Below are 24,255 nucleotides of genomic sequence, written 5' to 3'. Positions count from 1 at the left end.
TGGGGATCAAACGATGCTGACTGACGCCAATGGCAGCCTTGTGGCTGCCGAAGCCTTTTCATCCTGCGAGCGCGAGGCGGTCTATAGGGCGATCGAAACACGCCGGGATGTGCGGGATCAGTTTCTGCCCGCGCCATTGCCGGACGATCTGGTGATGCGGCTGTTGAACGCGGCACACCGCGCTCCTTCGGTCGGATTCATGCAGCCGTGGAATTTCGTCCTCGTCCGGCAGGCGGAAACCCGCGAGCGGGTCTGGCAGGCCTTTTCCCGTGCCAATGACGAAGCGGCCCTGATGTTCGACGGCGACCGCCAGGCGATGTATCGCGCGTTGAAGCTGGAAGGGATCCGCAAGGCGCCCTTGAGCCTATGCATAACCTGCGACCGCACCCGCGGTGGATCGGTCGTTCTCGGGCGCACGCACAATCCGGACATGGATGTCTATTCGACCGTCTGCGCCGTTCAGAACCTCTGGCTCGCGGCCAGAGCCGAAGGCGTCGGCGTCGGCTGGGTCAGCATCTTCCATGAAGCCGAGATCAAGGCGATCCTCGGCATCCCCGATCATGTCGTGATCGTCGCCTGGCTTTGCCTTGGTTATGTCGACCAGCTCTATCAGGAACCGGAACTGGCGGCGAAGGGCTGGCGACAGCGCCTGCCATTGGACGAGCTGGTGTTCGAGGAAGGTTGGGGAAACCGACGGCCCTCAGAGGCAGCGATCAGTTGTTCTGAACCGGCTGATAGCCGGGGCCCTTCGGGTGGCGAAGATCGATCGACGTCTCCTCCTGGGGAAGGAATGTCGGGCCGATGACCCGCACCTTGCTCTTGGCGGGATCGTAGGGGCGCTCCTCGGCGGGGGCTGCGGCCTTGTTGACGGGCGCCGCCGATCCCTTCGTGCCTTCGATGACGATGATCGAGGACTGGTTGTCACTGGCGCTGCCGCCCGTTGCCTTCGGCGTGGTCGCTGCCGTCTTCGGGATCTGGCAGCCGCAGATTCCAGGTTTGCCGACGTCTCGCGTCCGGTATGCGAATGCGTTCGGCAGCTCCCGGTAGGGGCGCCCGGTCGAGGCGGACACCATCTGGTCGCTCTCTTCAGTGGCGAGCTCGTGGAAGAACAGTTCCGTTTCAGCGCCCGGGCAGCGGGCACGGCAGGCCTGTTCGTCGCGGGCAAAATCCGCAGGGCTTGCCTCTGACGAGATCGGGAAGAAGGCGCCGTCGCATGTGCGCACGCACATGGTGCGAAGCGTGCCGGAATAGATGCCGCTTTCCGGCCGGTAGGTTCCTTCACCGCCATCGCGCAGCAATGGGCCATAGCTTTCGTCCGGCGGCAGGTCCCGCAGGATATTGCGGTGGGTTTCGGGCGCGTCGGGATCGGTGCTGGCGAACTCCTCGCGGTCGCCGTAGCAGCCGTTGATTTCGAGCGCAGCCAGGATGCGCCGGCGCGTGTCGCCGCCATCGCCCGCGATCAGCTGCTGACGTTCGGACTTGAGGATGTCGAGATTGTCTTCCATCTCGGCGATCAGGCTGTTGATGTCGGAGCAGATGTCGGGATCGCCGCCATTGAAGACGACGACACTGCCGGAGCCGCAGCCTGCGCGCCGGCGGTCGTTGCGTGCGCGGCGCAGCTCGATGTTCTGTCGCGAAATCGCGCTGGCATAGTCGCGCGTATCGGCCGTGGTGGTCATGGCCGCCGGCAGTTCGGCGAGCCGGGTGTTCAGGCGGTCGCATACGCTGGAGGCCAGCGCCTGATCGGCAAGAACCAAAAGCAACGGCAGGGTCGCCGCGGCAAGGGCTTTCATGTTCCGGAACAAGGGCGAACGTCTCTTCCTTCAACCGCACGAGCGCCACCCTTATCGTCTGGGATCGGTCGCTGTCGGCTCTTCCTGTTTGCGCCCTATCATAAGGCTTGTCACCGCGTGTGCAATGACAAGCCTCGTATTGCGTTAACAGCTCCAGGCGAAGGAGCGATCGGCCGGATCCGCGATCAGGCGGCGCGGGCTGTTTCCAGCGACATCGGCCGTTCGAGAACCGTGCCTTCGATTGCGGCCACGGCCTTCATCGCGCTCAAAAGCGACGGCGTCACCTCCCAGGCGACCGCCACGGCAAAGACCGAACCGATGCGGTGCGGTTCGCCGATGCGCTCTCCAGGGCAACCCATGCGGCGGAACATCCGCTCGAGGAACACGTCGGTGACCGTAACGATGTGGCTGATGCCGGAGGCAAGCCCGAGCTCGCCGACGCCGCACATCAGTTCGGCAGCGGCGACCGTCACCTGGTTGGAGGCGCGGTCCTGCGAGATCTCCGGATCGATGCAGAAACGGCTCGATTCCCAGACAGAGGCGCTGCGGATCTCGGGATTGTCGCCAAGCAGGATCGGGAAGGTATCGTCGAGCATGTTGGGACCGAGCGTCGGCAGCAGCCGCAGCGAGCCGCGCAGCTTGCCCGTTTCCGGCGAATAGGACAGCACGTAAAGCGGGTTCGACGTGTCGTAGTTGTCGATTTCCCAATCCCCTTCGGTCTGGACGTCCCATTTCAGGAAGTCATGAAAGACGCGCTTGCGCAGCTTGAACATCTCGTCGATGGCCTGTGGGTGCTGTCCGCGCGTCCTGCCGTTGAGGATCCTGATCATCTTTTTCTCCATCCTTGTTCTTAAGGGATGGCGTGATGCTGTCAGGCCGGCGGCAGGGGCGAAACTGTCGCAAGCGACAGTAACGTAAACGGTTTTTTTACTCTAAATTTCGATGGGTTTCCGGAAGGGCGAGGGAGGAGCGGCTTGAACCGGGATCAAACCGAGGGGATGAGCGCGTGGCGAACCGCCTGCGCTACGGCTTGCGTGTTGGAAACGACGTTGAGCTTGCGGCGGGCATTGGTCATGAAGAAACGCACGGTACGCTCGGAGATGCCGAGAATGGTGGCGATCTCCCAGTAGCTCTTGCCGGCAGCCGACCAGGTGAGGACCTCGGTCTCGCGGCTCGTGAGGCGCGTGTCGCGGGCGTTGAGCCCGCCGGTCATGGCGGCATTCTCCAGCATGCCGGCATGAAACAGGTTGGCGGCAAGCTGGAAGTCGCGCAGGTGGTTGCGCCGGTAGATCGACCATTCACCTGCCGACATGTTCACGTTGATCGCAAGCAGGGCCATGCGGCCGGCGGGCGAGGGCAGCGGCAGCGCGACGCCTTCGCTGGAGAGGCCAATCTCCTCGGCCGTCTTGAAAAGGGGCTCGCATTCGGGAAAGCGGTGGCGCGCGGTTGTCCATTCCACCGGCCTGACGCCGCCCAGCGCCAGCTTGAGGATCGGGTCGATCCGGTAGAGCCCGCGCGTCAGATATAGCTCCGCCGCATAGGCCCCGAACGTGTGGTGGAGGCGGCAGATCTTGAGCTCGTCGGCATAGGGCTCAGCTTCAAGATAAAGGAGATGAGCGATGCGAAAGGTACGTCGCATCAGCGTAAAAAAATGGGCCGGCTCGACACAGCCTCCGCATTCCAGGATTTCCAGCATGTCGAGGACAGCCTGTTGTTCAGTCATGCCACAACACCGATTCTTGCCCTGAACCCCACAATGGTTGGGGGTTCACCTTTTGTCCAGAACCGTCATCCGTATTTGCTGTGGATTGTCGATCCTACAAACAACGGTTGTTGCCCGGATCACCACAGAAATGCGGGGCCACTGGCGAAAGTGGCCCCGCAAATTGCCATCAGCCTGGATGGCTGGCTTCAACGACAGCGAGTGCTGCCATGTTGACGACACCGCGCGACGTGACGGACGGCGACAGAATGTGAGCGGGCAGCGCCGAGCCGAGCAGAATCGGTCCGACGTGCAGACTGTCCGTCATCGTCTTGACGACGCCGAGCGTGATGTTGGCAGCGTCGAGGTTCGGGAAGACCAGCAGGTTGGCTTCGCCAGACAGCGTGCTGTTGGGCATGACGCGCTGGCGCAGCACCTCGGAGATCGCCGAATCACCGTGCATTTCACCGTCGACCTCGAGCTCCGGTGCCAGTTCGCGCACGAGCTGTAGCGCCTGGCGCATCTTGGTCGCACTCTCGGAATCGCGCGAGCCGAAGTTCGAGTGCGAGACCAGGGCGGCGTGCGGCGTGATGCCGAAGCGGCGGATTTCCTGCGCGGCCATGACGGTTGTCTGGGCGATTTCTTCCGCACTCGGGCAATAGCTGACATAGGTATCGGTGAAGAACGTGGCGCCGCGCTGCGAGATCAACAGGCTGAGCGCGGAGAAATCGAGCACGCCTTCACGCTTGCCGATGATCTGGGACACATCGCGAAGATGCTTGCTGTAGCGTCCTTCGACGCCGCAGATCAGCGCATCGGCTTCACCGCGCTTGAGCGCAAGCGCGCCGATGACGGTCGTGTTGGTACGAACGATCGTGCGCGCGGCCTCCGGAATGACGCCGAGGCGGCCGACGAGGGCGAAATAATCCTCGACATAGTCGCGGTAGCGCGGATCGCCCTCCGGATTGACCACTTCGAAGTCGACGTCGGGGCGAATGCGCAGGCCGTAGCGACGCAGGCGCGTCTCGATGATCTGCGGGCGGCCGATCAGGATCGGGCGGGCCGTGCCCTCTTCCAGAAGCACCTGGGCTGCACGCAGCACGCGTTCGTCTTCACCCTCGGCGAAGATCACGCGGTTTTTCTGCGCGTTCTTGGCGGCGGCAAAGACGGGCTTCATGATGAAGCCCGAGCGGAAGACGAAGCGGTTCAGCTTGTCGAGATAGGCGTCGTAATCCTGGATCGGACGGGTGGCAACGCCGCTCTCCTCGGCCGCCTTGGCAACGGCCGGCGCGATCCTGAGAATCAGGCGCTGGTCGAAGGGCGACGGGATCAGGTAGTCGGAACCGAAGACCGGCGTCTCGCCGGAATAGGCGCGGGCGGCGACATCTGACGGCTCTTCACGTGCAAGGCCGGCGATGGCACGCACGGCCGCCATCTTCATTTCTTCATTGATCGTGCTTGCGCCGCAGTCGAGCGCACCGCGGAAGATGTGCGGGAAGCAGAGCACGTTGTTGACCTGGTTGGGGAAATCCGAACGGCCGGTGCAGATCATTGCGTCCGGACGCGCCGCGCGTGCCGCCTCCGGCATGATCTCGGGCGTCGGGTTGGCAAGCGCCATGATCAGCGGCTTTTCGGCCATCTGCACCAGCAGTTCCGGTTTCAGGACGCCCGCTGCCGACAGGCCGAGGAAGACATCGGCGCCGCCGATGCTGTCGGCGAGCACGCGGTTATCGCTGTCCTGGGCATAGACCGATTTCCACTGGTCCATCAGGACTTCGCGGCCCTTGTAGACGAGGCCCTCGAGGTCGTGCACCCAGATGTTCTCGGGCTTGGCGCCGAGCGTGACGAGCAGGTTGAGACAGGCGAGCGCAGCAGCACCGGCACCCGAGGTGACGATCTTCGCCTTGGCGATGTCCTTGCCGGCCAGTTCCAGGCCGTTGAGGATGGCTGCGGCAACAATGATCGCGGTGCCATGCTGGTCGTCGTGGAAGACGGGGATCTGCATCTTTTCGCGCAGCTGGCGCTCGACTTCGAAGCATTCCGGCGCCTTGATGTCTTCAAGGTTGATGCCGCCGAAGGTCGGCTCCAGTGCGGAGATGACATCGACCATGCGTTCGATGCTGGCCGCGTCGATCTCGATGTCGAAGACGTCGATGCCGGCGAATTTCTTGAAGAGGACGGCCTTGCCTTCCATCACCGGCTTCGAGGCGAGCGGGCCGATGTTGCCGAGGCCGAGCACGGCCGTGCCGTTCGAGATGACGGCAACGAGGTTGGCGCGCGCGGTGTAGTCGGCTGCCGTTTCCGGATTGTCACGAATGGCGATGCAGGGCGCGGCCACGCCGGGCGAATACGCAAGCGCGAGGTCGCGCTGGTTGCCGAGCGGCTTGGTGGGCTGGATTTCGAGCTTCCCGGGGCGGGGGTAACGGTGGAAGAAAAGGGCCTGCTGGTCGATATCGCCGCTGGCCGGACCGGTATGGGATTTGGTTTTGTCGCCCGTGCTCATAGTCTGCATTCCTCTTTTTTGGACGTGGCCTTGTGGCATGAATTGGAGGGCGCGTACAGTTTTCGCACCGTTCTTTTCCGCCGGTGCGACGAAGGGGCCGGCGTGCATGTCATCTTCCTGAAACACGAGTCTGGTTTTGACGGGGCCCATAAGGCGCAATCAAGACGAGGCTGGTATGATGGCGGCACCGCAAAACAACTCCGTAAGGCATGTCAGGACGTTGTTCATCTCCGACGTCCACCTCGGCTCCAAGGCAGCCAAGACCGACTTTCTCATCGACTTCCTGCGCCATCACGAGGCCGAAACCATCGTGCTCGTCGGTGATATCGTCGATGGCTGGCGGTTGAAGCGCAGCTGGTATTGGCCGCAGAACTGCAACGACGTGGTTCAGAAGCTCCTGCGCAAGGCGCGCAAGGGCACGCGCATCATCTATATCCCCGGCAATCACGACGAGTTCATGCGCGATTTTCCGGGCGTTCACTTCGGTGGCATCGAAGTGGCGCAGCGCCACATGCACAAGGCCGCCGATGGCCGCAACTATCTGGTGCTGCATGGCGACGAGTTCGATGTGGTCGTGCGCAACGCCCGCATCCTCGCCTATCTCGGCGACTGGGCCTACGACACCGCAATCGCGATCAACATCGGCCTTGCCGCCGTTCGTCGCCGGCTCGGCATGCCCTATTGGTCGTTCTCGTCCTGGGCAAAGCTGCAGGTGAAGCACGCGGTCAACTTCATCGGCGAGTTCCAGAAGGTGGTTGCCGACGAGGCGAGACGCCATGACGCCCAAGGGGTGATCTGCGGCCATATCCACCACGCTGTTATCGAGGATATCGGCGACATCAGGTACATCAATACCGGCGACTGGGTCGAAAGCTGCACGGCGATTGCCGAGCACCACGACGGCACCATGGAGCTGATCACCTGGCACCAGATGCGCGGCGGTGTGGCGGAGGCTGAGGGGACAGCCGAAGCCGAAAGGCTGCTGGCGCACCTGCTGACGCAACGCGCAGCCTGACGGCGGGCACGGTACACGCCAAGCGTGTCGCGAAATCTAGGTTATGGCGACCTGCCGGCGGCCTATGCTATTGGTGGACGGTATCCATCAGGTTCCGTCATGATTCCCTCCCAAGCGCCTGCTTCCGTGGGCCCTCCGCCGCGTTATTTCACGCTTCGCACCGCCTTGCTCTTCTGCGCGCCGCTGATCGTCAACGGCTTTGCCATGCCGTATTTTCCGGTCTGGCTGACGACGCTTTCGATGAGCGATTTCGAGATCGGCGTCGTGCTGGCGCTGCCGATGTTCATCAGGGTGTTTACCGCGCCGATCGCCGGCGTCATCGCAGACCGCATCGGAGAGCGCACGATCGTGCTCATCTGGTCGGGTTTCCTGTCGCTGGCGACGGCCTTCGTGCTGTTTTACGCCCGTGACTTCTGGCCGGTCCTGATCATCTACACGCTGCAATCGGCTGTTTATTCGCCCTATGTGCCGATCGTCGAGGCAATCGCGCTTTCCGGCGTCCGGCGCTGGGGCTTCGATTATGCGCAGATGCGTCTTTGGGGATCCGTCGCCTTCATCGGTGCCACCATGCTCGGCGGCTGGATGATCGGTATCTTCGGCGGCGACATGGTGCTGCCGGCGATGGCGATCGGCTTTGGCCTGACGATCCTGATGGCCTTTGCCGCGCCGAAGGTCGGTCGGCCCCGGCGCCCGTCACCGATCACGGCCTTGACCGAACCGCCGCCGAAATCCTTGCGTCAGGTCGATTTGCAACTGCTGTTGATCGGCGTGACGCTGGTGAACGCCAGCCACGCCATGCTCTTCGCCTTCTCGGCGATCTATTGGCAGCATATCGGCTATAGCGGCACGGAGATCGGCATTCTCTGGAGTGCTGGCGTTGCCGCCGAGGTGACGATGTTCGTCTTTGCCAAGGCGATCATCCGCCGTTTCAGCGTCTGGGCGATGATCCTGTCCGGCTGTTTCCTCGCCGTCTTGCGCTGGATCATTTTCCCGATGGATCTCGGTTTTTCCGGCTATTTCGTACTGCAGTGCTTCCATGCCTTTACCTACGCAATCATGCACACGGGCATGCAGGCAAAGCTGGTGGAGCGCGTCGTCGAGGAGCAGGAGGCCGCGGCCCAGGGGATCTACTTCTTCTATACCGGCATCTTCACGGCGATCTTCACGTTCCTGTCAGGCTATCTCTACAGCTGGTACGGGGTGAACGGCTTCTATTCGATGTCGGTCGTTGCCTTTGTCGGCTGCTGCTTTGCCATTGCGGCCTGGCGTCTTCAACCCCAGAGGCGGGGCTCGGGCGGAAAGACCAGCGAGGCTTCGTAGCGTAGTCCCGGCGTGCGGTCCCGTGCCAGAAGCAGGGGGCCGTCGAGGTCGACGAAGTCGGCGCCCTGTGCCGCCAGGATTGCCGGCGCCATGCCGAGCGAGGTGCCGACCATGCAGCCGACCATCACCCTCAGACCGAGGGACATCGCCGCATCGCGCATGCGAAGGGCTTCGGTCAGGCCACCGGTCTTGTCGAGCTTGATGTTGACGGCGTCATAGCGGTCGACCAGGGCCGAGAGGTCGCCGGTCGCGTGCACGCTCTCGTCGGCGCAGACGGGAACGGGGCGGGCGATGGTGGCGAGCGCCTGATCCTTGCCGGCCGGCAATGGTTGCTCGATCAGGTCGATGCGCTGTTCGGCGCAGATTGCGAAGTGATAGGCGAGGGTATCCGGCGTCCAGCCTTCGTTGGCATCGAGAATGATGCGGCTTTCGGGGGCGCCTTCGCGCACGGCCCGAATGCGCGAGGCGTCGTCCGATGTGCCGACCTTGATCTTCAAGAGCGCGCGGTGCGCATACTGTGCCGCCTGCGCGCGCATGGCATCGGGCTCGGCGAGCGACAGCGTATAGGCCGTGGTCAATGCTTCAGGTGAGAAAATGCCGGCAAGTTCATGCACGGATTTTCCTTTTCTCTTTGCTTCCAGATCCCACAATGCGCAATCGACCGCGTTGCGTGCCGCCCCCGATTTCATTGCCGACTGTAATTCCTGACGCGTCAGACCCTGTTCGATCCGTGGGCGAATGGCCGCGATTTCAGCAAGCACCGAGGCGATGGTCTCGTTGTAGCGGCCATATGGCACGCATTCGCCCCAGCCGCTGGCGTCGCCGCTGGTGATTCGGCACGTCACGACGCTGGCAGTGGTCTTCGAGCCGCGTGAAATGGTGAATGTGCCCGCAATCGGGAAGTCTTCGGTTGTCGCTTCGAGCACAGTTGACATGAAATCTTCTCCGGCGGCCCATATCTGGTGGTTAGGTCTTGATGTTACCGGCTTCGTCAGGATGACATCAAGGATGTGAGCCGTTATGACGGAGCAAGCTTTTACGAGCGGTTAGCAAATCGGGATGACAGAGACCAGGTGACGCGTTCCCAGACCAAGATCGTTGCGGATGTCGCGCTCGACGGTGAGGCCGGAGGCTCCGGACGCGCCTACGTTTTTTCAGGCGTCTGGCGGCACGAAACTGCCGAGGCCATGGCTGGCAAGCTCGATCAGCTGGCGCGCAAGGACAGCCAGGTCCGTCAGTTCGATCTGTCGGGCGTCACCGCCATGGACACGGCCGGCGCCTGGATCATCCGGCGCTTCATGACCAGGATTGCCGGCCCGGAAAACGACGGCATCCAGTTCGTCGACGGCGGGCAGCGATATGTCGAGCTGATCGGCGCGTTGCCGGCGGAACTGCCGACGCCGGAAGACGACAGCGAGCCGGTCCCCCTGTTCCAGCGGTTGTTCGCACCGGTGGGCGAGGTGATGATCGCCACCTGGAACGATATCGTCGCGGCAATGTACATTCTCGGCTCCGCCGTTCGCGGCGCCCAGCTCAAGCTTGGCCGGCACAGCGGGCTTTCGCCGGCGGCCATCGTGCACCAGATCGATCGCATGGGCGTCAAGGCCGTGCCGATCATCATGCTGATGTCCTTCCTGATCGGCGCGATCATTGCGCAGCAGGGCGCATTCCAGCTGCGCTACTTCGGAGCCGAGGTCTTTGTCGTCGATCTCGTCGGCATCCTGCAATTGCGCGAAATCGGCGTGCTTTTGACCGCGATCATGATCGCCGGCCGCTCGGGCAGCGCGATCACCGCCGAAATCGGCTCGATGAAGATGCGCGAAGAGGTGGATGCGCTGAAGGTGATGGGGCTCAGCCCCGTCGGGGTGCTGGTGTTTCCGCGCCTCGTGGCGCTGACGATCGCCTTGCCCCTGCTCACCATCATTGCCAACTTCGCGGCGCTGACCGGGGCCGCCCTCGTTGCCTGGACCTATTCGGGCATCACGGTCGCGACCTTCCTGTCACGTCTGCAGGAGGCGGTCGATTTTTCATCGGTCGCGGCCGGCATGATCAAGGCGCCGTTCATGGCGCTGATCATCGGCGTGGTTGCGGCAGTGGAGGGGCTGAAGGTGGGCGGTAGCGCCGAATCACTCGGACGCCACGTGACGTCCTCGGTGGTCAAATCAATCTTCGTGGTGATCCTGATCGACGGCCTGTTTGCCATGTTCTACGCAGCGATCGAATTCTGAGGCGGGTGGAGCGATGGACACGACAGCCACGGAAAGACAACCGGATATCGCCAACGGCCATGAAGCTGTGCTGTCGGTGCGTGACCTGACGGTCGGCTTCGGTTCGCATATCGTGCTCGACAAGCTCAATCTCGAGATCTATCGCGGCGAGATTCTCGGCTTTGTCGGTGCGTCCGGAACCGGAAAATCCGTGCTGATGCGTACCGTGCTCAGGCTGCTGGCCAAGCGCTCCGGCACGATCGAGATCCTTGGTGCGGAATACGACAAGATGACGGATGCCGAGCGCATCGCCCTCGACATGCGTCTGGGTGTGCTGTTCCAGCACGGTGCGCTGTTTTCCGCGCTCACGGTGCGCGAGAACATCCAGGTGCCGATGCGCGAGTATCTCGACCTGCCGCAGGGCCTGATGGACGAACTGGCGCGCGTGAAGATCGACCTGGTCGGCCTCGCGCCGGAGGCTGCCGACAAATATCCGTCGGAGCTTTCAGGCGGCATGATCAAGCGGGCGGCGCTTGCAAGGGCGCTGGCGCTCGATCCGGATCTCGTCTTCCTCGACGAACCGACGTCGGGGCTCGACCCGATCGGTGCTGCCGAGTTCGACGAGTTGATCGCCAAGCTGCGCGACACGCTCGGATTGACCGTGTATATGGTGACTCACGACCTCGACAGTCTGTTTTCGGTCTGTGATCGCATCGCCGTCCTTGGAAACAAGAAGGTTCTGGTCGAGGGGACCGTCGAGGACATGCTGGCTTGCGACGATCCCTGGGTGCAGTCCTATTTCCGGGGCAAGCGGGCGCGGTCGATCGTCAGACACGACGAATAGCGCCAGGAAGCCGTCGGGCAATCCGGTAAGTCTCCGGGATGCCTGAAGCAGTAGAACGGCCGATAGGATGGCCACTGAGGTAGACGGAACGAATGGAAACTAAAGCGAATTACGCCATTGTCGGCTTCTTCACTGTGTTCGTGATCGCGGCGGCCTTCGGCTTCGTCTACTGGATGTCGCAGTATGGCCGCAGCGGCGAGATGGTCGAGCTGGTCGTCAACATTCCCGGCTCCGCCAACGGTCTTTCCGTCGGCTCGCCGGTTCGCTTCAACGGCATTCCCGTCGGCTCCGTGCGCAATCTGGCGATCGACGCCAACGATCCGCGCTACTCGATTGCCGTCACCGAAGTCTCCATCGACGCGCCCGTGCTCAAATCGACCAAGGCGACGCTTGAGGTGCAGGGCCTGACGGGTGCGGCCTATATCGAGCTCAGTGGCGGCAACAAGGGCGACGAAAACATCCTCAGGAATGCGCTCGAAAAGGGTACGCAGGCCCGCATCCTCGCCGACCAGTCGAGCGTTACCAGCCTGCTCGCGACGGCAGACGCGATCATGGACCGCGCCAACGATGCGATCACCGACATCCAGGGCTTCGTCAAGGACGTGCGTGGTCCGCTGACGGGCACGATCGGCAATGCCGAGAAATTCTCGAAGGCCCTTGCCGACAATTCCGGCGCCATCGACGACTTCCTGAAAAGCGTGACCGAGCTGTCGGCGTCGATCAACGCGGCATCGAAGAAGCTCGATTCGACGCTCGCCACGGCCGATGTGCTGGTGAAGTCGGTGGATCCGAAAAAGATCGACAATATCGTCAGCAATGTCGAGCAGGTCAGCAACGACCTGAAGGCAGCATCCGGCGGCGTTTCCGAGACGATCCTCGCATTCAAGCGGACGGTCGAAACCTACGACCAGTTCGGCAAGAACGCGCAGAAGACGCTTGAACGTGTCGATACGCTGGTGGCCGCCGTCGACAAGCAGAAGGTCGAACTTGTCATCAACGACATCTCGGCAGCCAGTGCCGACGCGCGCAAGGCTGTCGCCAGCGTCACGCAGTTTGCCGAGAAGATCACCGCGCGCCAGCAGGACATCGACCGCACCATTACCGACGTGACGCAGATGGCGAGCAAGCTCAACGCCGCTTCGAACCGCGTCGACAGTATCCTCGTCAAGGTCGACGGGTTCCTCGGTGATGCGGACGCACCGTCGCTTTCGGCCGAGGCGCGCACGACACTCGAATCGTTCCGCAAGGTGGCCGAGAACCTCAATGCGCAGATTGGCCCGATTGCCGACAATCTGAAACGGTTCTCCGGAGGTGGCCTTCGCGACGTCGAGGCACTGGTGACCGATACCCGCCGCACCGTGCAGAGCCTCGAAAACACGATCTCGACATTCGACAAGAACCCGCAGCGCCTGCTCTTCGGAGGCGAAACGGTCAAGCAATATGATGGTCGCACCCGACGGTGAATCAGATAAGACAAAACCTGCGCAGGGCCGGGCGGGTTGCTTTCACTAAAGAGCGCTCTAAGGTGCTGCTTATTGGACAAGGGTTTGGGCAGTATGAATTTTCCGGGGCTGGTGTGTGTGCGTGAGACTGGAGCGAAACGCTCCGCCCTGATTTTCACGCTGGCTGTGTTGCTGGCAGGCTGCGGAGCAGGCGCCGCCGTCAACGATACGTTCAATCTCTCTTCGTCTCCCACCATCGAAACGCGTGCGGCGACCAGCAAGCAGATCCTCGTGCCGGAGCCGACAGCTCTCAAGGCACTCGACAGCGACCAGATCGTCATTCGCCTGTCGGGCTCCGAACTGCAGTATCTGTCCAAGGCACAATGGAGCGACCGTCTGCCACGCATGGTGCAGGCCAAGCTGGTCCAGGCGTTCGAGAATACCGGCAAGGTCGGCGGCGTCGGCAAGCCGGGCGAGGGATTGGCGATCGACTATCAGGTGATCAGCGAAATCCGGTCCTTCGAGATTTCGACCGAAGGCGCCGACACGGCGGTTGTCGAAATCTTCGCCAAGATCGTCAACGACCGCAACGGAACTGTGCGGTCGCAGAAGGCGTTCCGCGCCACGGCTGGCGTGCGCGGCACTGGCAATCCAGCCTTCGTCAAGGCGCTCGACCAGGCGTTTTCCCAGGTCGCATCCGAGATCGTCGGCTGGACGCTCGGCTCGATCTGAGCCGGCGTTATCCCACCTCGACTGCCGTTACGCGATTGACCACTTCGGCGACGCCCTTGGTTGCTCGCGCTGATTCCTCTGCGCGAGCGATTTCAGCGCGTGTCGCGACGCGGCCGGCCAGCATGACCGTGTTTCCCTTGCAAACGACCGTGACGTCAACCGCATCGAGCCCCGGCGTCACCGCAAGACCATGTGCGACGCGGCGCTCAAGCTCGGCGGGCTGATCGGTCGTGCTTCGTTCAGGCTCGTTGCCGTGAAATGTCCGCTTCTTGAAGATCATGACCCGGTTCTCCTCCAGGGTGTCACTCATCACCGATGAAAGACAACGCGGGGCCCAGTTGTTTGTTCACCTGTTCCAATCGAAACAGCGCGCGCGGCGGAATTCATGCGATCGCTCTTACAGGCGGACCACAGCGAGTTTCCGACCGCCGCATACCAACGGGGAACCATTCATGCGTCATGTTGCTCTCGCCATCGCCGTTGCGATGACGACCACCCTTGCCATCACCATGCCGGCGACGGCCGGCACCTACAGTTATGGCCAGCGGCAAAGTTGCGTCCTCAAGACGGTGAAGACCTATGGCGCCTATGGCAGGGTGGTGATCAGGAAAGTCCGCATCTGCAAATGAAGGACGGTCCTTCGTTGCGTGCGGGTGCCCGCGATCTTCCGTCCGATACGCCAGCACTGCTCCTCCCGGTCGAGCATCCGGCTGACTAGCCGGGCGTGCGGGTGGCCGCGAGTATCTCCATGACGGCAGCCATGGCCGGATCCTTGCCGGCGAGATAGTCCGCAAAGGTCGGCTTCACCTTCACGCTCGGTTCAAGCGAGCCAGCCGGGACGTCATAGATGTAGTTCAGCAGAAAACATGTCCTGAGCTGCGCCAGGCCGCATCCGTTTTCCCAGTCGTGGAAGCCGGTGGTGTAGCGGATCGCAAGCTTCGAGTTCGGTAGAACGGCGCGGTTGCCTTCACCCCAGAACTGCATGCGATCACCTACCGTCTCGCCAACGATGGTGACGCGGGCGCCGCCATAATATTTCAGCCACGCCGCGGTGCTGATCGCCGCGGAGAACGTGTTGCCGCTGGTCAGTATGAAAAGTCGGCCCGTCGGTGGCAGAAGCTCCGGCAAGCGTTGGGCAAAATCAGAAGACAACGTGTAGTTTCCGCCGCTGTTGAACCTGAGATCGACGATCGCGTTGCGAATTGGCTTTGCAGCCGCTTCATCGAGCGCATCGGAGAGATATTGCGACAGGCCGGTTGGTGCCTGGTCGCGGACGCGGTTGATCTGAACGTAGAGCAGGCCCGGTTCGGGATAGGCGTGCCAGTAGTTGCTCTCGGGGCGGGCGAGGTAGTCCGGCAAGGCGACCCCATCGAGGACATGTCGCCACTGGGCTGTGTCGCCCGTCTGCGCTACGGGGCTCAAATCGCGTGCGGGCCAGAAATTGGTGTTTTGAGCGCCTTGGCCAGCAGGAGTTGCGGTGAGGAGGACCGGGGCGACGCTCCCATCTGAGAGGCGCATGTCATAGGTGCTGCTTGCCGCTGTTTGCCCAAGGCCGGCCGCATGAAGAAGCTCCGGCGATATCAGGAAGTTCGGCACCAATTCCTTGGCAAGATTGGCTGGACCGCCGACATATGGGCGCAGCGCCTCCACCATTTCATCCGTCGTTTTGCCATTTGCGCCGAGGATCTGTCGTCCGAGAAGGTGGCTCTGGTCTTCAGCGGCGGAGACGACGAACAACCCGTCGGAAAACCAGCCAAGGCGAATTGGCACCGCGTTGAAGCTGCGGCCGCCGACGAGCCCGACGACGTTGGTATGACCGTTGTCGGCGAGAGCCACGGCCTTCGCTGTTGCCATGGCCAGTCCCGCCCGGTCGAGTTCGCCGGCGCGCTGCTCGATCTCGCCAAGGGCGCGCGTAAAGGCGGCTTTCGCCTCCGGCGTGAAGCTTCTTTCGAAATCCGGAAAATGCCTGAGGTGGGCGAGGTCCTGCCTGTTTCTGTCGAGCTGCGAAACGGCTGTCTCGATCGGAGGTGCCTTGGGATAGGGTTTCAGCGTCGGATAAAGGAGGAGCGCGAGCGGCGCCAGAACGAGGACGACCAGAACGGCGATGGTAATCGCAGATCGCTTCAGCCATCGCGGGAAGCGTTTCCTGTGCCGGTGGGCGGTGGAGGCCGTGCTCTCGTGCGTCATGCGTTCGTCCTTCTCGCTTTGTGATGGCTCGTCATCCGTCGATGCCGAATCCGGGACCGGTCTGACCACCCGGATCATGTTCAGATCCAGGAATTGCAGCGGTGCCCGCGGGAACAGACAGATTTGAATAAGGATTTGACAACCGGCATGCTTGCGTGGTGGCGCGCAAGACTTTCTCGGCACCACCTTCAGGTAGATGTCGATGGGCCTGGCAAAGCGCAAGAGCCTCAGCGCATTTCACGAAAGGCGCGGTCAATTGACCGCAAGCCGGTACGTCGGCGCCGTCGCGCGGAGGTGATGAGGCGCCTGGCTTGAACCCGGGATTTGGAAGGGGGACCTGTCGGCCATCATTCGAGTGATGGCAACACGCACGCAATCACACGAAAGCGCGCGCGCCGTGCGCTGCCGGCCTTCTGCCAGCAGCGCAGATCAAAAAACCGGCCCGACCGATCTCCTTTCGGAGCCGGTCAGATCACCAGACATATCAGGGCCAGCGGACGACCGGGGGCAGGGACGAGAGGATCGATTCGACGTTACCACCCGTCTTCAGGCCGAAGATGGTGCCGCGGTCGTAGAGCAGGTTGAACTCGACGTAGCGGCCGCGGCGAACGAGCTGCTCGTCGCGATCTTCCTCGGTCCATGGCATGTTGAAATTGGTGCGCACGATCTTCGGATAGACGAGCGTGAAAGCCTTGCCGAGATCGCGCGTGAAGGCGAAGTCTGCCTCCCAGCCACCTTGCTCGGGGGACGACTGCAGCCAGTCGTAGAAGATGCCCCCGGTGCCGCGCGGTTCGTTGCGGTGCTTCAGGAAGAAGTACTCGTCACACCATTGCTTGAAGCGGGCGTGATCGGCCACCGGATGACGATTGCAGGTGATCTCCATGGCGCGGTGGAACAGCTGGGTGTCGGGATCGCTCATGACCCGGCGACGGTCGAGCACCGGCGTCAGGTCTGCGCCGCCGCCGAACCAGTTGCTGGTGGTGACCACCATGCGGGTGTTCATGTGAACGGCCGGCACGTTGGGGTTCACGGGATGGGCAATGAGCGAAATGCCCGACGCCCAGAAGCGCGGGTCTTCGCTGGCACCCGGGATCTGCTCGCGGAACTCGGGCGAGAATTCCCCGAAGACCGTCGAGGTGTGCACGCCGACCTTCTCGAAGACGCGGCCTTCCATCATCGACATGCGGCCGCCGCCACCCTGGCCGCCGTCGCGGCTCCACTCCTTGCCGACGAAACGGCCGGGTTCACGGTCGGACAGCGGCCCGGTCAGGTCGTCCTCGACAGCCTCGAAGGCGGCGCAGATCGTGTCGCGCAGGCTTTCGAACCAAGCCCTGGCTGCAGCCTTCTTTTCTTCGATATCGGCAGGCAGGCCCGGGGGGAGTTGCGGTCGTTCCATGAAAATTCGTCCTGTTAGCGGCTTTTCATGCCGGAAAGCCGCCGATTCGTTGATCTGCGCCACAGTTCATATTTCCGCCCTGTTGGCAACGGCGAAGGGGTCGCAGGGCCAGTCTGCCGCATGCGGCGCGTCCGGCACAACGCACTGGCAAAGATTGCCCTCACACCCTATCTTTACCTCCAGAGGTATGGCCGATGGCAAGAATACCCGCAGGTCCGCCGCTTGATGGTTTGCGGCGCCAGATCGCCCGGCATCGCCGGGACAATCCGACACGAGGCGATGGGCTTTTCGTGCGGGAAACCTTTCGGCTTGAGCGAACTGCGGCCCGCGCCAAGGCGCGTGAATGGTTCGATACCTGGCCCAAGGCCGCCTACTGGACAGAGGTGGAGAGCTGGCGACAGCTCGACGGTGACCAGATCGAATTCACCATGCGGCGCCTGCCGACGGCCGATTGAGCGTTGGCGCAGCCTGCAGGGCGATGTCCGCTGGAAGAGGCAGCCTAAGGCTGGCCGTCTTCTTCGGTCGCGTCCATCAACCGAGGACCGGTGCCTTCCATCGAGAGCACATCGTGCGGATTGCGCAATGGACATTCCCTGAGCGAGAGGCAGCCGCAGCCGATGCAACTCGTCAGATGATCGCGCAGTGCCATCAGGCTCGCGATGCGTTCATTCAGCTGTTCATGCCAGCTTTCCGATAGCCGTGCCCAATCCTGCACCGTCAACGGCCGGTCGTCCGGTAGCACGCTTAGCGCCGCCTGGATTTCTGCCAGCGGAATTCCTGTGCGTTGCGCCACCTTGATCACCGCCACGCGCCTGAGCACGCCTCGTGGATAGCGCCGCTGGTTGCCGCGACTGCGGTTGCTGCGGATCAGCCCCTTGGCCTCGTAGAAATGAAGTGTGGAGACGGCGACGCCACTGCGTTCGGCCACTTCGCCGACGGTTAGCTCGCGCCGCATCTCGCTGTTTCTCACAATCGCCATGACGTCTATTGACCTCAACTAATGTTGAGGTTTTATAGCATGAGCTCCATGGCATTCACAACAAGGAGCAAATCCCCATGACTGAGAAAATGACGCTTGCGGTGATCTACGGCAGCGCCCGGCAGGGACGCTTCTGCGATACGGTCGCCAACTGGCTGATCCGCGAGGTCTCTGATTCGGCCGTCTTCAATCTGACCGTCATCGATCCGGCGAGACTAAGGGCGTCGCGCGGCGTCGGCGCGGCAGTCAATCCCGGCGAATGGCTGGAGCGAAAGGTCGCCGAAGCCGATGCGTTTCTCGTGGTCACGCCGGAGTATAATCATGGCTATCCGGCCGCGCTGAAGGAACTGATCGATTCGGTCTACGAGCCCTGGCATGCCAAGCCCGTTGCCTTCGTTTCCTATGGTGGCGCGTCCGGCGGCATTCGCGCCGTCGAACAGCTGCGACAGGTCTTCGGCGAATTGCACGCGGTGACGCTGCGCGACGGCGTACAGTTCGCCAAGGCCTGGTCGAAGTTCGACGCGGCCGGCAATCTCTACAAGCCCGAGGAGTTTCGCGCCCCGCTGTTCCTGATGATGGATCGGCTCATCTGGTGGGCGCGAACACTGAAACAGGCACGCAAGGCGACGCCCTATAACGAGGTCGCCGCCTGATCCTTCGGTGCCGTCCAAAGGCGGTGCCAATTGCCCCATCAACGAAGGCAGGGCAGGCTCATGCAAGACGGATCAGAGCAGTTGCACTTGACGGATAGCCTCGCCGGCAATCATGGCGGCGGATATGGCGACGTTGAGCGACCGCTGCCCCTCGGCCATGGGAATGAGGATACGGCCTTGCGCCAGATCATGCACATGGTCTGGCACACCGGCGCTTTCCCGGCCGAAGAGCAGGATATCGTCGGCGCGGAACTGGAAGCGGGTATAGGCCTCGGCCGCCTTGGTCGATGCGAGCACGAGCCGCCGTCCCGTCGGCGCACGCCAGGCCTCGAACCGCTCCCAGTTGATGTGGCGGGTGAGTGTGACGGAGGCGATGTAATCCATGCCGGCGCGCTTCAGGTTGCGGTCGGACAGGTCGAAGCCCGCCGGTTCGATGATGTCGACGGCAAGACCGAGGCAGGCGGCGAGGCGCAGGATCGTGCCGGTATTGCCGGGAATGTCGGGCTGGTAAAGGGCAATGCGAAGGTCACTCACGTCTGGTCACTTTCCTTGCAACAGATCTTTTTGTGCGGAGAACTCGTGCGCGAGTATCCCCATCATGATGTCGTCATGCCATTCGCCGTCGATCAGCGCCGCCTCGCGTCCCTCGATCGAGAAGCCGCACTTGCGGTAGCTGGCAATCGCGCGCTCGTTGAAATCGAGCACACGCAGCGAAACGCGATGCAGACCGAGCGCGCCAAACGCATGCGCCAATACAAGCTTGGTGGCGGCGGTGCCAAGTCCCCGGCCGAGCCTTTGCGGGTCGAAGATACCGATCGCGAGACTGGCCCGCCTGTCGCTCCGGTTGATGTTGTCGAGCCGCACTTCGCCGATAGCGCCATTGTGGTCGATGATCCACGCTGCCGGATGCTCGGTAATCGAATTTACCCACGCCCGCGCATCGGCCCGTCCATAGGGAGGGGCGGAGGCGGCGCTGCCGCCGTACATGCGGTGGATTTCTGCGTCGCGTCCGAAGGCCAGCCGCGTCTCGACGTCACCATCCTTCGGGGGCCGCAGGACGATGCCGTGTCCTGTGAGGACGGGAGGGCGCGTCGATGATGGGATCATGGGCGTTTCCTGCCGGTTTCGGCCACATCCGTGCTGAATTTGTGGTCGCTAATCTGTGCCGAACGAGCAACATCCGATCAAGCGATGAAATAACAGGCAAGAAAGTGCCTGCGACAATCTGGCATGTCGGCGCGAATAGGGGTAGAGAGAAGCTCTCTTCAACGCGAACCGACGGAGGCAATGATGACTGTATTGATGTTGACACGCCTTCCTGGAGTGATGGGCCACCGTTTGGCCTGACCGGTTCCGCGACCTATCTTTCAAGAGATTTATGCGCGCTTCCGGAACTCCGGAAGATCGACCCGCCGTGGCGGGGCAGCATTTCCGGACTGAAATTTTCACGATAAAGAATGCGGGGAGAAATGTACCCGCCTTCCTTCAAAATACTCTGAAGGAGCAAGATAATGTTTGGCTGGTTTGAATCCCGCCTTAATCCCTATCCGACGGAAGAGCCCGTTCTTCCGCCGAAAAGCCTTTTCGGCTTCTGCTGGCACTATTCCAAGCCCGCAGTTCCGTGGCTGCTCATCATGTCGGTCTGCACCATGCTGATCGCGATCGGTGAAGTGGCGCTGTTCCAGTTTCTCGGCAACATGGTCGACTGGCTTTCGAGCGCCAATCGCGACACGTTCCTGGAGGCAGAAGGCCACCGACTGATGTGGATGGGCGCGCTGATCCTGATCGGCCTGCCGCTGCTGGTGGCGATCGATTCGCTGATCATGCACCAGGTGTTGCTCGGCAACTATCCGATGATCGCCCGCTGGCAGATGCACCGCTATCTGTTGCGCCAGAGCATGACGTTCTTCGCCAACGAGTTTGCCGGTCGTGTCGCGACCAAGGTGATGCAGACCTCGCTTGCCGTTCGCGAAACGGTGATGAAGATCCTCGACGTCTTCGTCTACGTCGTCAGCTACTTCGTCTCGATGCTGATCGTCGTCGCCGCCGCCGACTGGCGGCTGGTGATGCCGCTGGCCGTCTGGCTGGTGATTTACATCGGCATCGTCAGCTACTTCGTGCCGCGCCTGCAGAAGATCTCCAAGGAGCAGGCCGACGCGCGCTCGATGATGACCGGCCGTATCGTCGACAGCTATACCAATATCGGCACGGTCAAGCTGTTCTCGCATGCGGGCCGCGAAGAGACCTATGCGCGCGCCGGTATGGACGGGTTCCTTGACACGGTGCATCGCCAGATGCGCAAGGTCACGCTGTTTCATGTGCTGGTCTACACCAACAACAGCATCGCGCTGTTTGCGATCAGCGCGCTCGGCATCCACCTCTGGCTGACGAGTGCCATCTCGGTCGGTGCCATCGCGATTGCCGTCGGCCTCGCCATGCGCATCAACGGCATGTCGCAATGGATCATGTGGGAAGTCTCGGCGCTGTTCGAGAACATCGGCACGGTCTATGACGGCATCGGCATGATGACCAAGGCACAGGATATCGTCGACGAGCCGGACGCCAAGGCGCTGAAGGCCGAGAAGGGCGCAATCAGCTACGACAACGTTCGCTTCCACTACGGCAAGGCGAAGGGCGTCATCGATCATCTGTCGCTCGACATCAAGCCGGGCGAAAAGATCGGCCTCGTCGGACGCTCCGGCGCCGGCAAGACGACGCTGATGAACCTGTTGTTGCGGTTCTACGACGTGGAAGCGGGTGCGATCCGCATCGACGGCAAGGACATCGCCACCGTCACCCAGGACAGCCTGCGCGCGCAGATCGGCGTGGTCACGCAGGATACCTCGCTGCTGCATCGCTCCATTCGCGACAACATCGCCTATGGGCATCCGGAAGCCGACGATGAGGCGATCATCGCGGCGGCCAAGCGCGCCAATGCCTGGGAGTTCATCCAGGGGCTCGAGGACAACCAGGGACGCAAGGGGCTCGATGCCCAGGTCGGCGAGCGGGGCGTCAAGCTCTCCGGCGGCCAGCGGCAGCGTATCGCGATCGCCCGCGTCTTCCTCAAGGACGCGCCGATCCTGGTGCTCGACGAGGCGACATCGGCGCTCGATTCCGAAGTCGAGCAGGCGATCCAGGAGAACCTGTTCGCGCTGATGGCCGGCAAGACGGTGATCGCGATCGCCCACCGCCTGTCGACGCTGACGGAAATGGACCGCCTCGTCATCCTGGAAGCCGGCCGGATCGTCGAAACCGGATCGCATGCCGATCTCGTGGCCAAGGGCGGACTTTATGCCGACCTCTGGTCGCGCCAGTCCGGCGGTTTCATCGCCGACGACACGGAAAAGGAAGAAGCTGCGGAGTGATCCGCAGCTGCCCCGCCCCATGTCCGTGGCGGGGCCATCCCTTGACCTAACGTATTTGTAATGCGGCCGGAGGCGAAAACCGATTGCCGTTGGCGCCCAAGCGCCTATATCGGAAGCATGCTCAGCGCCATCGTCAGTATATTCGAGAGTTGGATCAGGCCGTTTGCGCCGCGCGAGCGACTGCAGCCGCCGAAATCCCTTTGGGGCTTTGCCTGGTTCTATGCCCGTCAGGCCAAGGGGCCGTTTCTGGCGATGGCCATCCTCGGCGGTCTCGTCGCCATGCTGGAGGCCGGGCTCTTCTATTTTGTCGGGCGCCTCGTCGATGTTCTCGATACCGTCAAGCCGGAGGCGGGCTGGAGCGGGCTGATCGCCGCCAATGGTCCGGAGCTGCTGTTCATGCTGCTGACCGTGCTGGTGTTTCGCTTCGTGGCGGTGTCACTGGCGGCGCTGGTCGAGGAACAGGCAATCACCACCGGCTTTCTCAATCTGGTGCGCTGGCAGACCTATACCCACGTCGCGCGGCAATCGCTGTCGTTCTTCCAGAACGATTTTTCCGGCCGAATCGTGACCAAGGTCTGGTCCGGAGCGCAGGCGACAAGCGACCTGATCGTGTCGCTGCTGCAGGTCGTCTGGTTCATCGTCATCTACACCGCCTCGACCATGGCGTTGGTCGCTCAGCTCGACTGGCGGCTGGCGGCCATGGTGGCGTTCTGGATCGTCGTCTTTCTCGCGCTGGCACGCTACTTCGTTCCGCGCATCCGCAAGCATGCCCGCGAAACGGCCGAGATGGCCTCGATGCTGAACGGGCGGATGGTGGACGCCTATTCCAATATCCAGACACTGAAACTGTTTGGGCGTGACGACGAGAACGATCGCTACATCCGCGCCGGCTTCGACCGCTTCCAGAAAGCCGTTATCCCCTTCACGCGGCTCTTGACGGCCGTGCGCGCCTCGCTTGCGCTGCTTTCGGGCATGATGATCGCGGCGATCGCGATCTATTCCATCCACCTTTGGCTCGGCGGCGCGATCAGCGCGGGCGCCGTTGCGTTCACGCTGGCGCTGGTGCTCAGGCTCAACATGCTGCTTGGCCGCATGATGACGCAGTTCAACTCGATCATGCGCAATATCGGCACGATCCAGAATTCGGCCGAACTGGTCTCACAACCGATCGGCCTCGTCGACCAGCCCGGTGCCAAGGCGCTTTCCGTGCGCGAGCCGGAGATCCGTTTCGAGCATGTGAAGTTTCATTATGGCAAGGGCGCTGGCGTCATCGACGACTTTACGCTTGTGGTGCGTCCGGGCGAGAAAGTCGGCATCGTCGGACGTTCGGGTGCCGGCAAGTCGACACTCGTCAACCTGCTCCTGCGCTTCTACGACCTCGAAGGCGGGCGCATCCTCATCGACGGCCAGGACATTGCCATGGTCAGCCAGGAATCGCTGCGCGCCCAGGTCGGCATGGTCAGCCAGGACACTTCGCTGCTCCACCGCTCCATTCGCGACAACATCCTCTTCGGCCAGCCGGATGCGAGCGAGGCGCAGTTGATCACTGCGGCGGAGAAGGCGGAAGCCTACGAGTTCATCCTCGGGCTGCAGGACCAGCGCGGCGCCAGGAGCTTCGATGCCCATGTCGGCGAACGCGGCGTCAAGCTTTCCGGTGGCCAGCGGCAGCGCATCGCCATTGCTCGCGTCATGCTCAAGGATGCGCCGATCCTCGTCCTCGACGAGGCGACGTCGGCGCTCGATTCCGAGGTTGAGGCCGCGATCCAGTCCAATCTCGACCGGCTGATGCAGGGCAAGACCGTGCTTGCGATCGCGCACCGGTTGTCGACGATCGCCGCGCTCGACCGGCTCGTCGTCATGGACAAGGGACGCATCGTCGAGGACGGAACCCATGCCGAACTGATCGCACGGGGCGGGCTTTATGCCGACCTCTGGTCGCGGCAATCGGGCGGGTTTCTGGCGCGCGAAGAAGCGGCGGAGTAGGGCCGCCCTCTCGCTATTTCAAGATGGCTCGACGGCCATAATGCCAACCGTCAAGTCCTTGTGCCAATTGGCCGCGCTTTTCCCCGCGACAATCTGCCCACCCGCCCTTGTCAAGGCTGGACATAATTTGCGAT

Annotated in this window: 23 protein-coding genes; 12 read left to right on the top strand and 11 right to left on the bottom strand. The window is 62.3% G+C overall.

Going from position 1 to position 24,255, the window contains the following annotated elements:
- The first annotated feature begins 13 nt into the window (after nt 1–13).
- Complete coding sequence (bluB, locus tag RTP54_RS09455; RefSeq protein ID WP_312362153.1) at nt 14–805, top strand: 5,6-dimethylbenzimidazole synthase; 792 nt, start codon at nt 14–16, stop codon at nt 803–805.
- On the opposite strand, the gene RTP54_RS09450 is transcribed toward bluB, so the two are convergent.
- From RTP54_RS09450 to RTP54_RS09435, 4 genes are all read right to left on the bottom strand, one after another.
- Nucleotides 714–1,793, bottom strand: a complete 1,080-nt coding sequence (locus tag RTP54_RS09450; RefSeq protein ID WP_112834169.1) for a DUF2865 domain-containing protein — start codon at nt 1,791–1,793, stop codon at nt 714–716. The genes bluB and RTP54_RS09450 overlap by 92 nt on opposite strands.
- A 185-nt stretch (nt 1,794–1,978) precedes the next feature.
- Nucleotides 1,979–2,623: an acyl-homoserine-lactone synthase gene (locus RTP54_RS09445; RefSeq protein WP_112804820.1), complete on the bottom strand. Its 645-nt coding sequence runs from the start codon at nt 2,621–2,623 to the stop codon at nt 1,979–1,981.
- A 155-nt stretch (nt 2,624–2,778) separates the two neighbouring features.
- Nucleotides 2,779–3,516, bottom strand: coding sequence for a helix-turn-helix transcriptional regulator (locus RTP54_RS09440; RefSeq protein ID WP_112804822.1), 738 nt, complete (start codon nt 3,514–3,516; stop codon nt 2,779–2,781).
- A 169-nt stretch (nt 3,517–3,685) separates the two neighbouring features.
- The gene (locus tag RTP54_RS09435) at nt 3,686–5,998 is read right to left on the bottom strand and encodes an NADP-dependent malic enzyme (protein ID WP_112804824.1); all 2,313 of its coding nucleotides are present in this window, start codon (nt 5,996–5,998) and stop codon (nt 3,686–3,688) included.
- 175 nt (nt 5,999–6,173) lie between these two features.
- Between RTP54_RS09435 and RTP54_RS09430 the strand changes: the two genes are divergently transcribed.
- Together RTP54_RS09430 and RTP54_RS09425 are read left to right on the top strand one after the other, a co-directional pair.
- Entirely contained in the window at nt 6,174–7,013 is an 840-nt protein-coding gene (locus tag RTP54_RS09430; protein ID WP_112804826.1) for a UDP-2,3-diacylglucosamine diphosphatase, read from the top strand.
- Between the two features lie 99 nt (nt 7,014–7,112).
- Nucleotides 7,113–8,333 carry an MFS transporter gene (locus tag RTP54_RS09425; RefSeq protein ID WP_312362145.1) on the top strand — a complete coding sequence of 407 codons (1,221 nt, stop codon included), beginning with the start codon at nt 7,113–7,115 and terminating at the stop codon, nt 8,331–8,333.
- Here the strand turns inward: RTP54_RS09425 and dgcA are convergent.
- Nucleotides 8,285–9,268 carry an N-acetyl-D-Glu racemase DgcA gene (gene dgcA / locus RTP54_RS09420; protein ID WP_312362143.1) on the bottom strand — a complete coding sequence of 328 codons (984 nt, stop codon included), beginning with the start codon at nt 9,266–9,268 and terminating at the stop codon, nt 8,285–8,287. The genes RTP54_RS09425 and dgcA overlap by 49 nt on opposite strands.
- Before the next feature lie 138 nt (nt 9,269–9,406).
- On the opposite strand from dgcA, the gene RTP54_RS09415 reads away from it, so the two are divergent.
- The 4 genes from RTP54_RS09415 to RTP54_RS09400 all read left to right on the top strand — a co-directional run bounded on the left by RTP54_RS09415 (nt 9,407) and on the right by RTP54_RS09400 (nt 13,558).
- Complete coding sequence (locus RTP54_RS09415) at nt 9,407–10,561, top strand: ABC transporter permease (protein WP_312362141.1); 1,155 nt, start codon at nt 9,407–9,409, stop codon at nt 10,559–10,561.
- A gap of 13 nt (nt 10,562–10,574) precedes the next feature.
- Nucleotides 10,575–11,384, top strand: a complete 810-nt coding sequence (locus RTP54_RS09410; RefSeq protein ID WP_312362139.1) for an ABC transporter ATP-binding protein — start codon at nt 10,575–10,577, stop codon at nt 11,382–11,384.
- 92 nt (nt 11,385–11,476) lie between these two features.
- Entirely contained in the window at nt 11,477–12,847 is a 1,371-nt protein-coding gene (locus RTP54_RS09405; RefSeq protein WP_112804836.1) for an MlaD family protein, read from the top strand.
- A 93-nt stretch (nt 12,848–12,940) separates the two neighbouring features.
- Nucleotides 12,941–13,558 carry an ABC-type transport auxiliary lipoprotein family protein gene (locus RTP54_RS09400; RefSeq protein ID WP_112815554.1) on the top strand — a complete coding sequence of 206 codons (618 nt, stop codon included), beginning with the start codon at nt 12,941–12,943 and terminating at the stop codon, nt 13,556–13,558.
- Nucleotides 13,559–13,565: 7 nt separating this feature from the next.
- Here RTP54_RS09400 and RTP54_RS09395 read toward each other — a convergent pair whose 3' ends face one another.
- A complete protein-coding gene (locus RTP54_RS09395; RefSeq protein ID WP_112804840.1) occupies nt 13,566–13,838 on the bottom strand; it encodes a BON domain-containing protein in 273 nt (90 codons plus the stop codon).
- Nucleotides 13,839–14,010: 172 nt separating this feature from the next.
- Between RTP54_RS09395 and RTP54_RS09390 the strand changes: the two genes are divergently transcribed.
- Nucleotides 14,011–14,187 (top strand): hypothetical protein, encoded by a 177-nt coding sequence (locus RTP54_RS09390; protein ID WP_162703194.1) that lies wholly within the window; start codon nt 14,011–14,013, stop codon nt 14,185–14,187.
- 85 nt (nt 14,188–14,272) lie between these two features.
- On the opposite strand, the gene RTP54_RS09385 is transcribed toward RTP54_RS09390, so the two are convergent.
- Together RTP54_RS09385 and hemF are read right to left on the bottom strand one after the other, a co-directional pair.
- Complete coding sequence (locus RTP54_RS09385; RefSeq protein WP_312362135.1) at nt 14,273–15,745, bottom strand: hypothetical protein; 1,473 nt, start codon at nt 15,743–15,745, stop codon at nt 14,273–14,275.
- A gap of 484 nt (nt 15,746–16,229) precedes the next feature.
- On the bottom strand, nt 16,230–17,141 hold the full coding sequence (hemF, locus tag RTP54_RS09380; RefSeq protein ID WP_312362133.1) for an oxygen-dependent coproporphyrinogen oxidase: 912 nt from the start codon (nt 17,139–17,141) through the stop codon (nt 16,230–16,232).
- 194 nt (nt 17,142–17,335) lie between these two features.
- Here hemF and RTP54_RS09375 point away from each other — a divergent pair, with 194 nt between their 5' ends.
- Nucleotides 17,336–17,596, top strand: coding sequence for a hypothetical protein (locus RTP54_RS09375; protein ID WP_112804846.1), 261 nt, complete (start codon nt 17,336–17,338; stop codon nt 17,594–17,596).
- A gap of 44 nt (nt 17,597–17,640) precedes the next feature.
- Here the strand turns inward: RTP54_RS09375 and soxR are convergent, their stop codons facing one another.
- Nucleotides 17,641–18,120, bottom strand: a complete 480-nt coding sequence (soxR, locus tag RTP54_RS09370; protein ID WP_112804848.1) for a redox-sensitive transcriptional activator SoxR — start codon at nt 18,118–18,120, stop codon at nt 17,641–17,643.
- Between the two features lie 77 nt (nt 18,121–18,197).
- Here soxR and RTP54_RS09365 point away from each other — a divergent pair, with 77 nt between their 5' ends.
- Complete coding sequence (locus RTP54_RS09365; protein WP_112804850.1) at nt 18,198–18,773, top strand: NADPH-dependent FMN reductase; 576 nt, start codon at nt 18,198–18,200, stop codon at nt 18,771–18,773.
- 72 nt (nt 18,774–18,845) lie between these two features.
- Here RTP54_RS09365 and RTP54_RS09360 read toward each other — a convergent pair whose 3' ends face one another.
- Nucleotides 18,846–19,307 (bottom strand): tRNA (cytidine(34)-2'-O)-methyltransferase, encoded by a 462-nt coding sequence (locus tag RTP54_RS09360; RefSeq protein ID WP_112804852.1) that lies wholly within the window; start codon nt 19,305–19,307, stop codon nt 18,846–18,848.
- Nucleotides 19,308–19,313: 6 nt separating this feature from the next.
- Nucleotides 19,314–19,880: a GNAT family protein gene (locus RTP54_RS09355; RefSeq protein WP_312362129.1), complete on the bottom strand. Its 567-nt coding sequence runs from the start codon at nt 19,878–19,880 to the stop codon at nt 19,314–19,316.
- Nucleotides 19,881–20,284: 404 nt separating this feature from the next.
- Between RTP54_RS09355 and RTP54_RS09350 the strand changes: the two genes are divergently transcribed.
- Together RTP54_RS09350 and RTP54_RS09345 are read left to right on the top strand one after the other, a co-directional pair.
- On the top strand, nt 20,285–22,138 hold the full coding sequence (locus RTP54_RS09350) for an ABC transporter ATP-binding protein (RefSeq protein WP_312362127.1): 1,854 nt from the start codon (nt 20,285–20,287) through the stop codon (nt 22,136–22,138).
- 117 nt (nt 22,139–22,255) lie between these two features.
- Nucleotides 22,256–24,121, top strand: coding sequence for an ABC transporter ATP-binding protein (locus tag RTP54_RS09345; RefSeq protein WP_112834214.1), 1,866 nt, complete (start codon nt 22,256–22,258; stop codon nt 24,119–24,121).
- Nucleotides 24,122–24,255: the final 134 nt, after the last annotated feature.

The sequence above is a fragment of the Ensifer sp. genome (assembly GCF_031989085.1).
GTDB lineage: Bacteria > Pseudomonadota > Alphaproteobacteria > Rhizobiales > Rhizobiaceae > Ensifer.
Note: the sequence above shows the minus strand (reverse complement) of the source record. Positions and strands in the feature narration are given on the sequence as shown.

What these genes read in the sequence shown, in the direction of transcription:
- bluB (WP_312362153.1), top strand. Translation starts at nt 14, where the DNA reads ATGCTGACTGACGCCAATGGCAGCCTTGTGGCTGCCGAAGCCTTTTCA.
- RTP54_RS09450 (WP_112834169.1), bottom strand. Translation starts at nt 1,793, where the DNA reads ATGAAAGCCCTTGCCGCGGCGACCCTGCCGTTGCTTTTGGTTCTTGCC.
- RTP54_RS09445 (WP_112804820.1), bottom strand. Translation starts at nt 2,623, where the DNA reads ATGATCAGGATCCTCAACGGCAGGACGCGCGGACAGCACCCACAGGCC.
- RTP54_RS09440 (WP_112804822.1), bottom strand. Translation starts at nt 3,516, where the DNA reads ATGACTGAACAACAGGCTGTCCTCGACATGCTGGAAATCCTGGAATGC.
- RTP54_RS09435 (WP_112804824.1), bottom strand. Translation starts at nt 5,998, where the DNA reads ATGAGCACGGGCGACAAAACCAAATCCCATACCGGTCCGGCCAGCGGC.
- RTP54_RS09430 (WP_112804826.1), top strand. Translation starts at nt 6,174, where the DNA reads ATGATGGCGGCACCGCAAAACAACTCCGTAAGGCATGTCAGGACGTTG.
- RTP54_RS09425 (WP_312362145.1), top strand. Translation starts at nt 7,113, where the DNA reads ATGATTCCCTCCCAAGCGCCTGCTTCCGTGGGCCCTCCGCCGCGTTAT.
- dgcA (WP_312362143.1), bottom strand. Translation starts at nt 9,268, where the DNA reads ATGTCAACTGTGCTCGAAGCGACAACCGAAGACTTCCCGATTGCGGGC.
- RTP54_RS09410 (WP_312362139.1), top strand. Translation starts at nt 10,575, where the DNA reads ATGGACACGACAGCCACGGAAAGACAACCGGATATCGCCAACGGCCAT.
- RTP54_RS09405 (WP_112804836.1), top strand. Translation starts at nt 11,477, where the DNA reads ATGGAAACTAAAGCGAATTACGCCATTGTCGGCTTCTTCACTGTGTTC.
- RTP54_RS09400 (WP_112815554.1), top strand. Translation starts at nt 12,941, where the DNA reads ATGAATTTTCCGGGGCTGGTGTGTGTGCGTGAGACTGGAGCGAAACGC.
- RTP54_RS09395 (WP_112804840.1), bottom strand. Translation starts at nt 13,838, where the DNA reads ATGATCTTCAAGAAGCGGACATTTCACGGCAACGAGCCTGAACGAAGC.
- RTP54_RS09390 (WP_162703194.1), top strand. Translation starts at nt 14,011, where the DNA reads ATGCGTCATGTTGCTCTCGCCATCGCCGTTGCGATGACGACCACCCTT.
- RTP54_RS09385 (WP_312362135.1), bottom strand. Translation starts at nt 15,745, where the DNA reads ATGACGCACGAGAGCACGGCCTCCACCGCCCACCGGCACAGGAAACGC.
- hemF (WP_312362133.1), bottom strand. Translation starts at nt 17,141, where the DNA reads ATGGAACGACCGCAACTCCCCCCGGGCCTGCCTGCCGATATCGAAGAA.
- RTP54_RS09375 (WP_112804846.1), top strand. Translation starts at nt 17,336, where the DNA reads ATGGCAAGAATACCCGCAGGTCCGCCGCTTGATGGTTTGCGGCGCCAG.
- soxR (WP_112804848.1), bottom strand. Translation starts at nt 18,120, where the DNA reads ATGGCGATTGTGAGAAACAGCGAGATGCGGCGCGAGCTAACCGTCGGC.
- RTP54_RS09365 (WP_112804850.1), top strand. Translation starts at nt 18,198, where the DNA reads ATGACTGAGAAAATGACGCTTGCGGTGATCTACGGCAGCGCCCGGCAG.
- RTP54_RS09355 (WP_312362129.1), bottom strand. Translation starts at nt 19,880, where the DNA reads ATGATCCCATCATCGACGCGCCCTCCCGTCCTCACAGGACACGGCATC.
- RTP54_RS09350 (WP_312362127.1), top strand. Translation starts at nt 20,285, where the DNA reads ATGTTTGGCTGGTTTGAATCCCGCCTTAATCCCTATCCGACGGAAGAG.
- RTP54_RS09345 (WP_112834214.1), top strand. Translation starts at nt 22,256, where the DNA reads ATGCTCAGCGCCATCGTCAGTATATTCGAGAGTTGGATCAGGCCGTTT.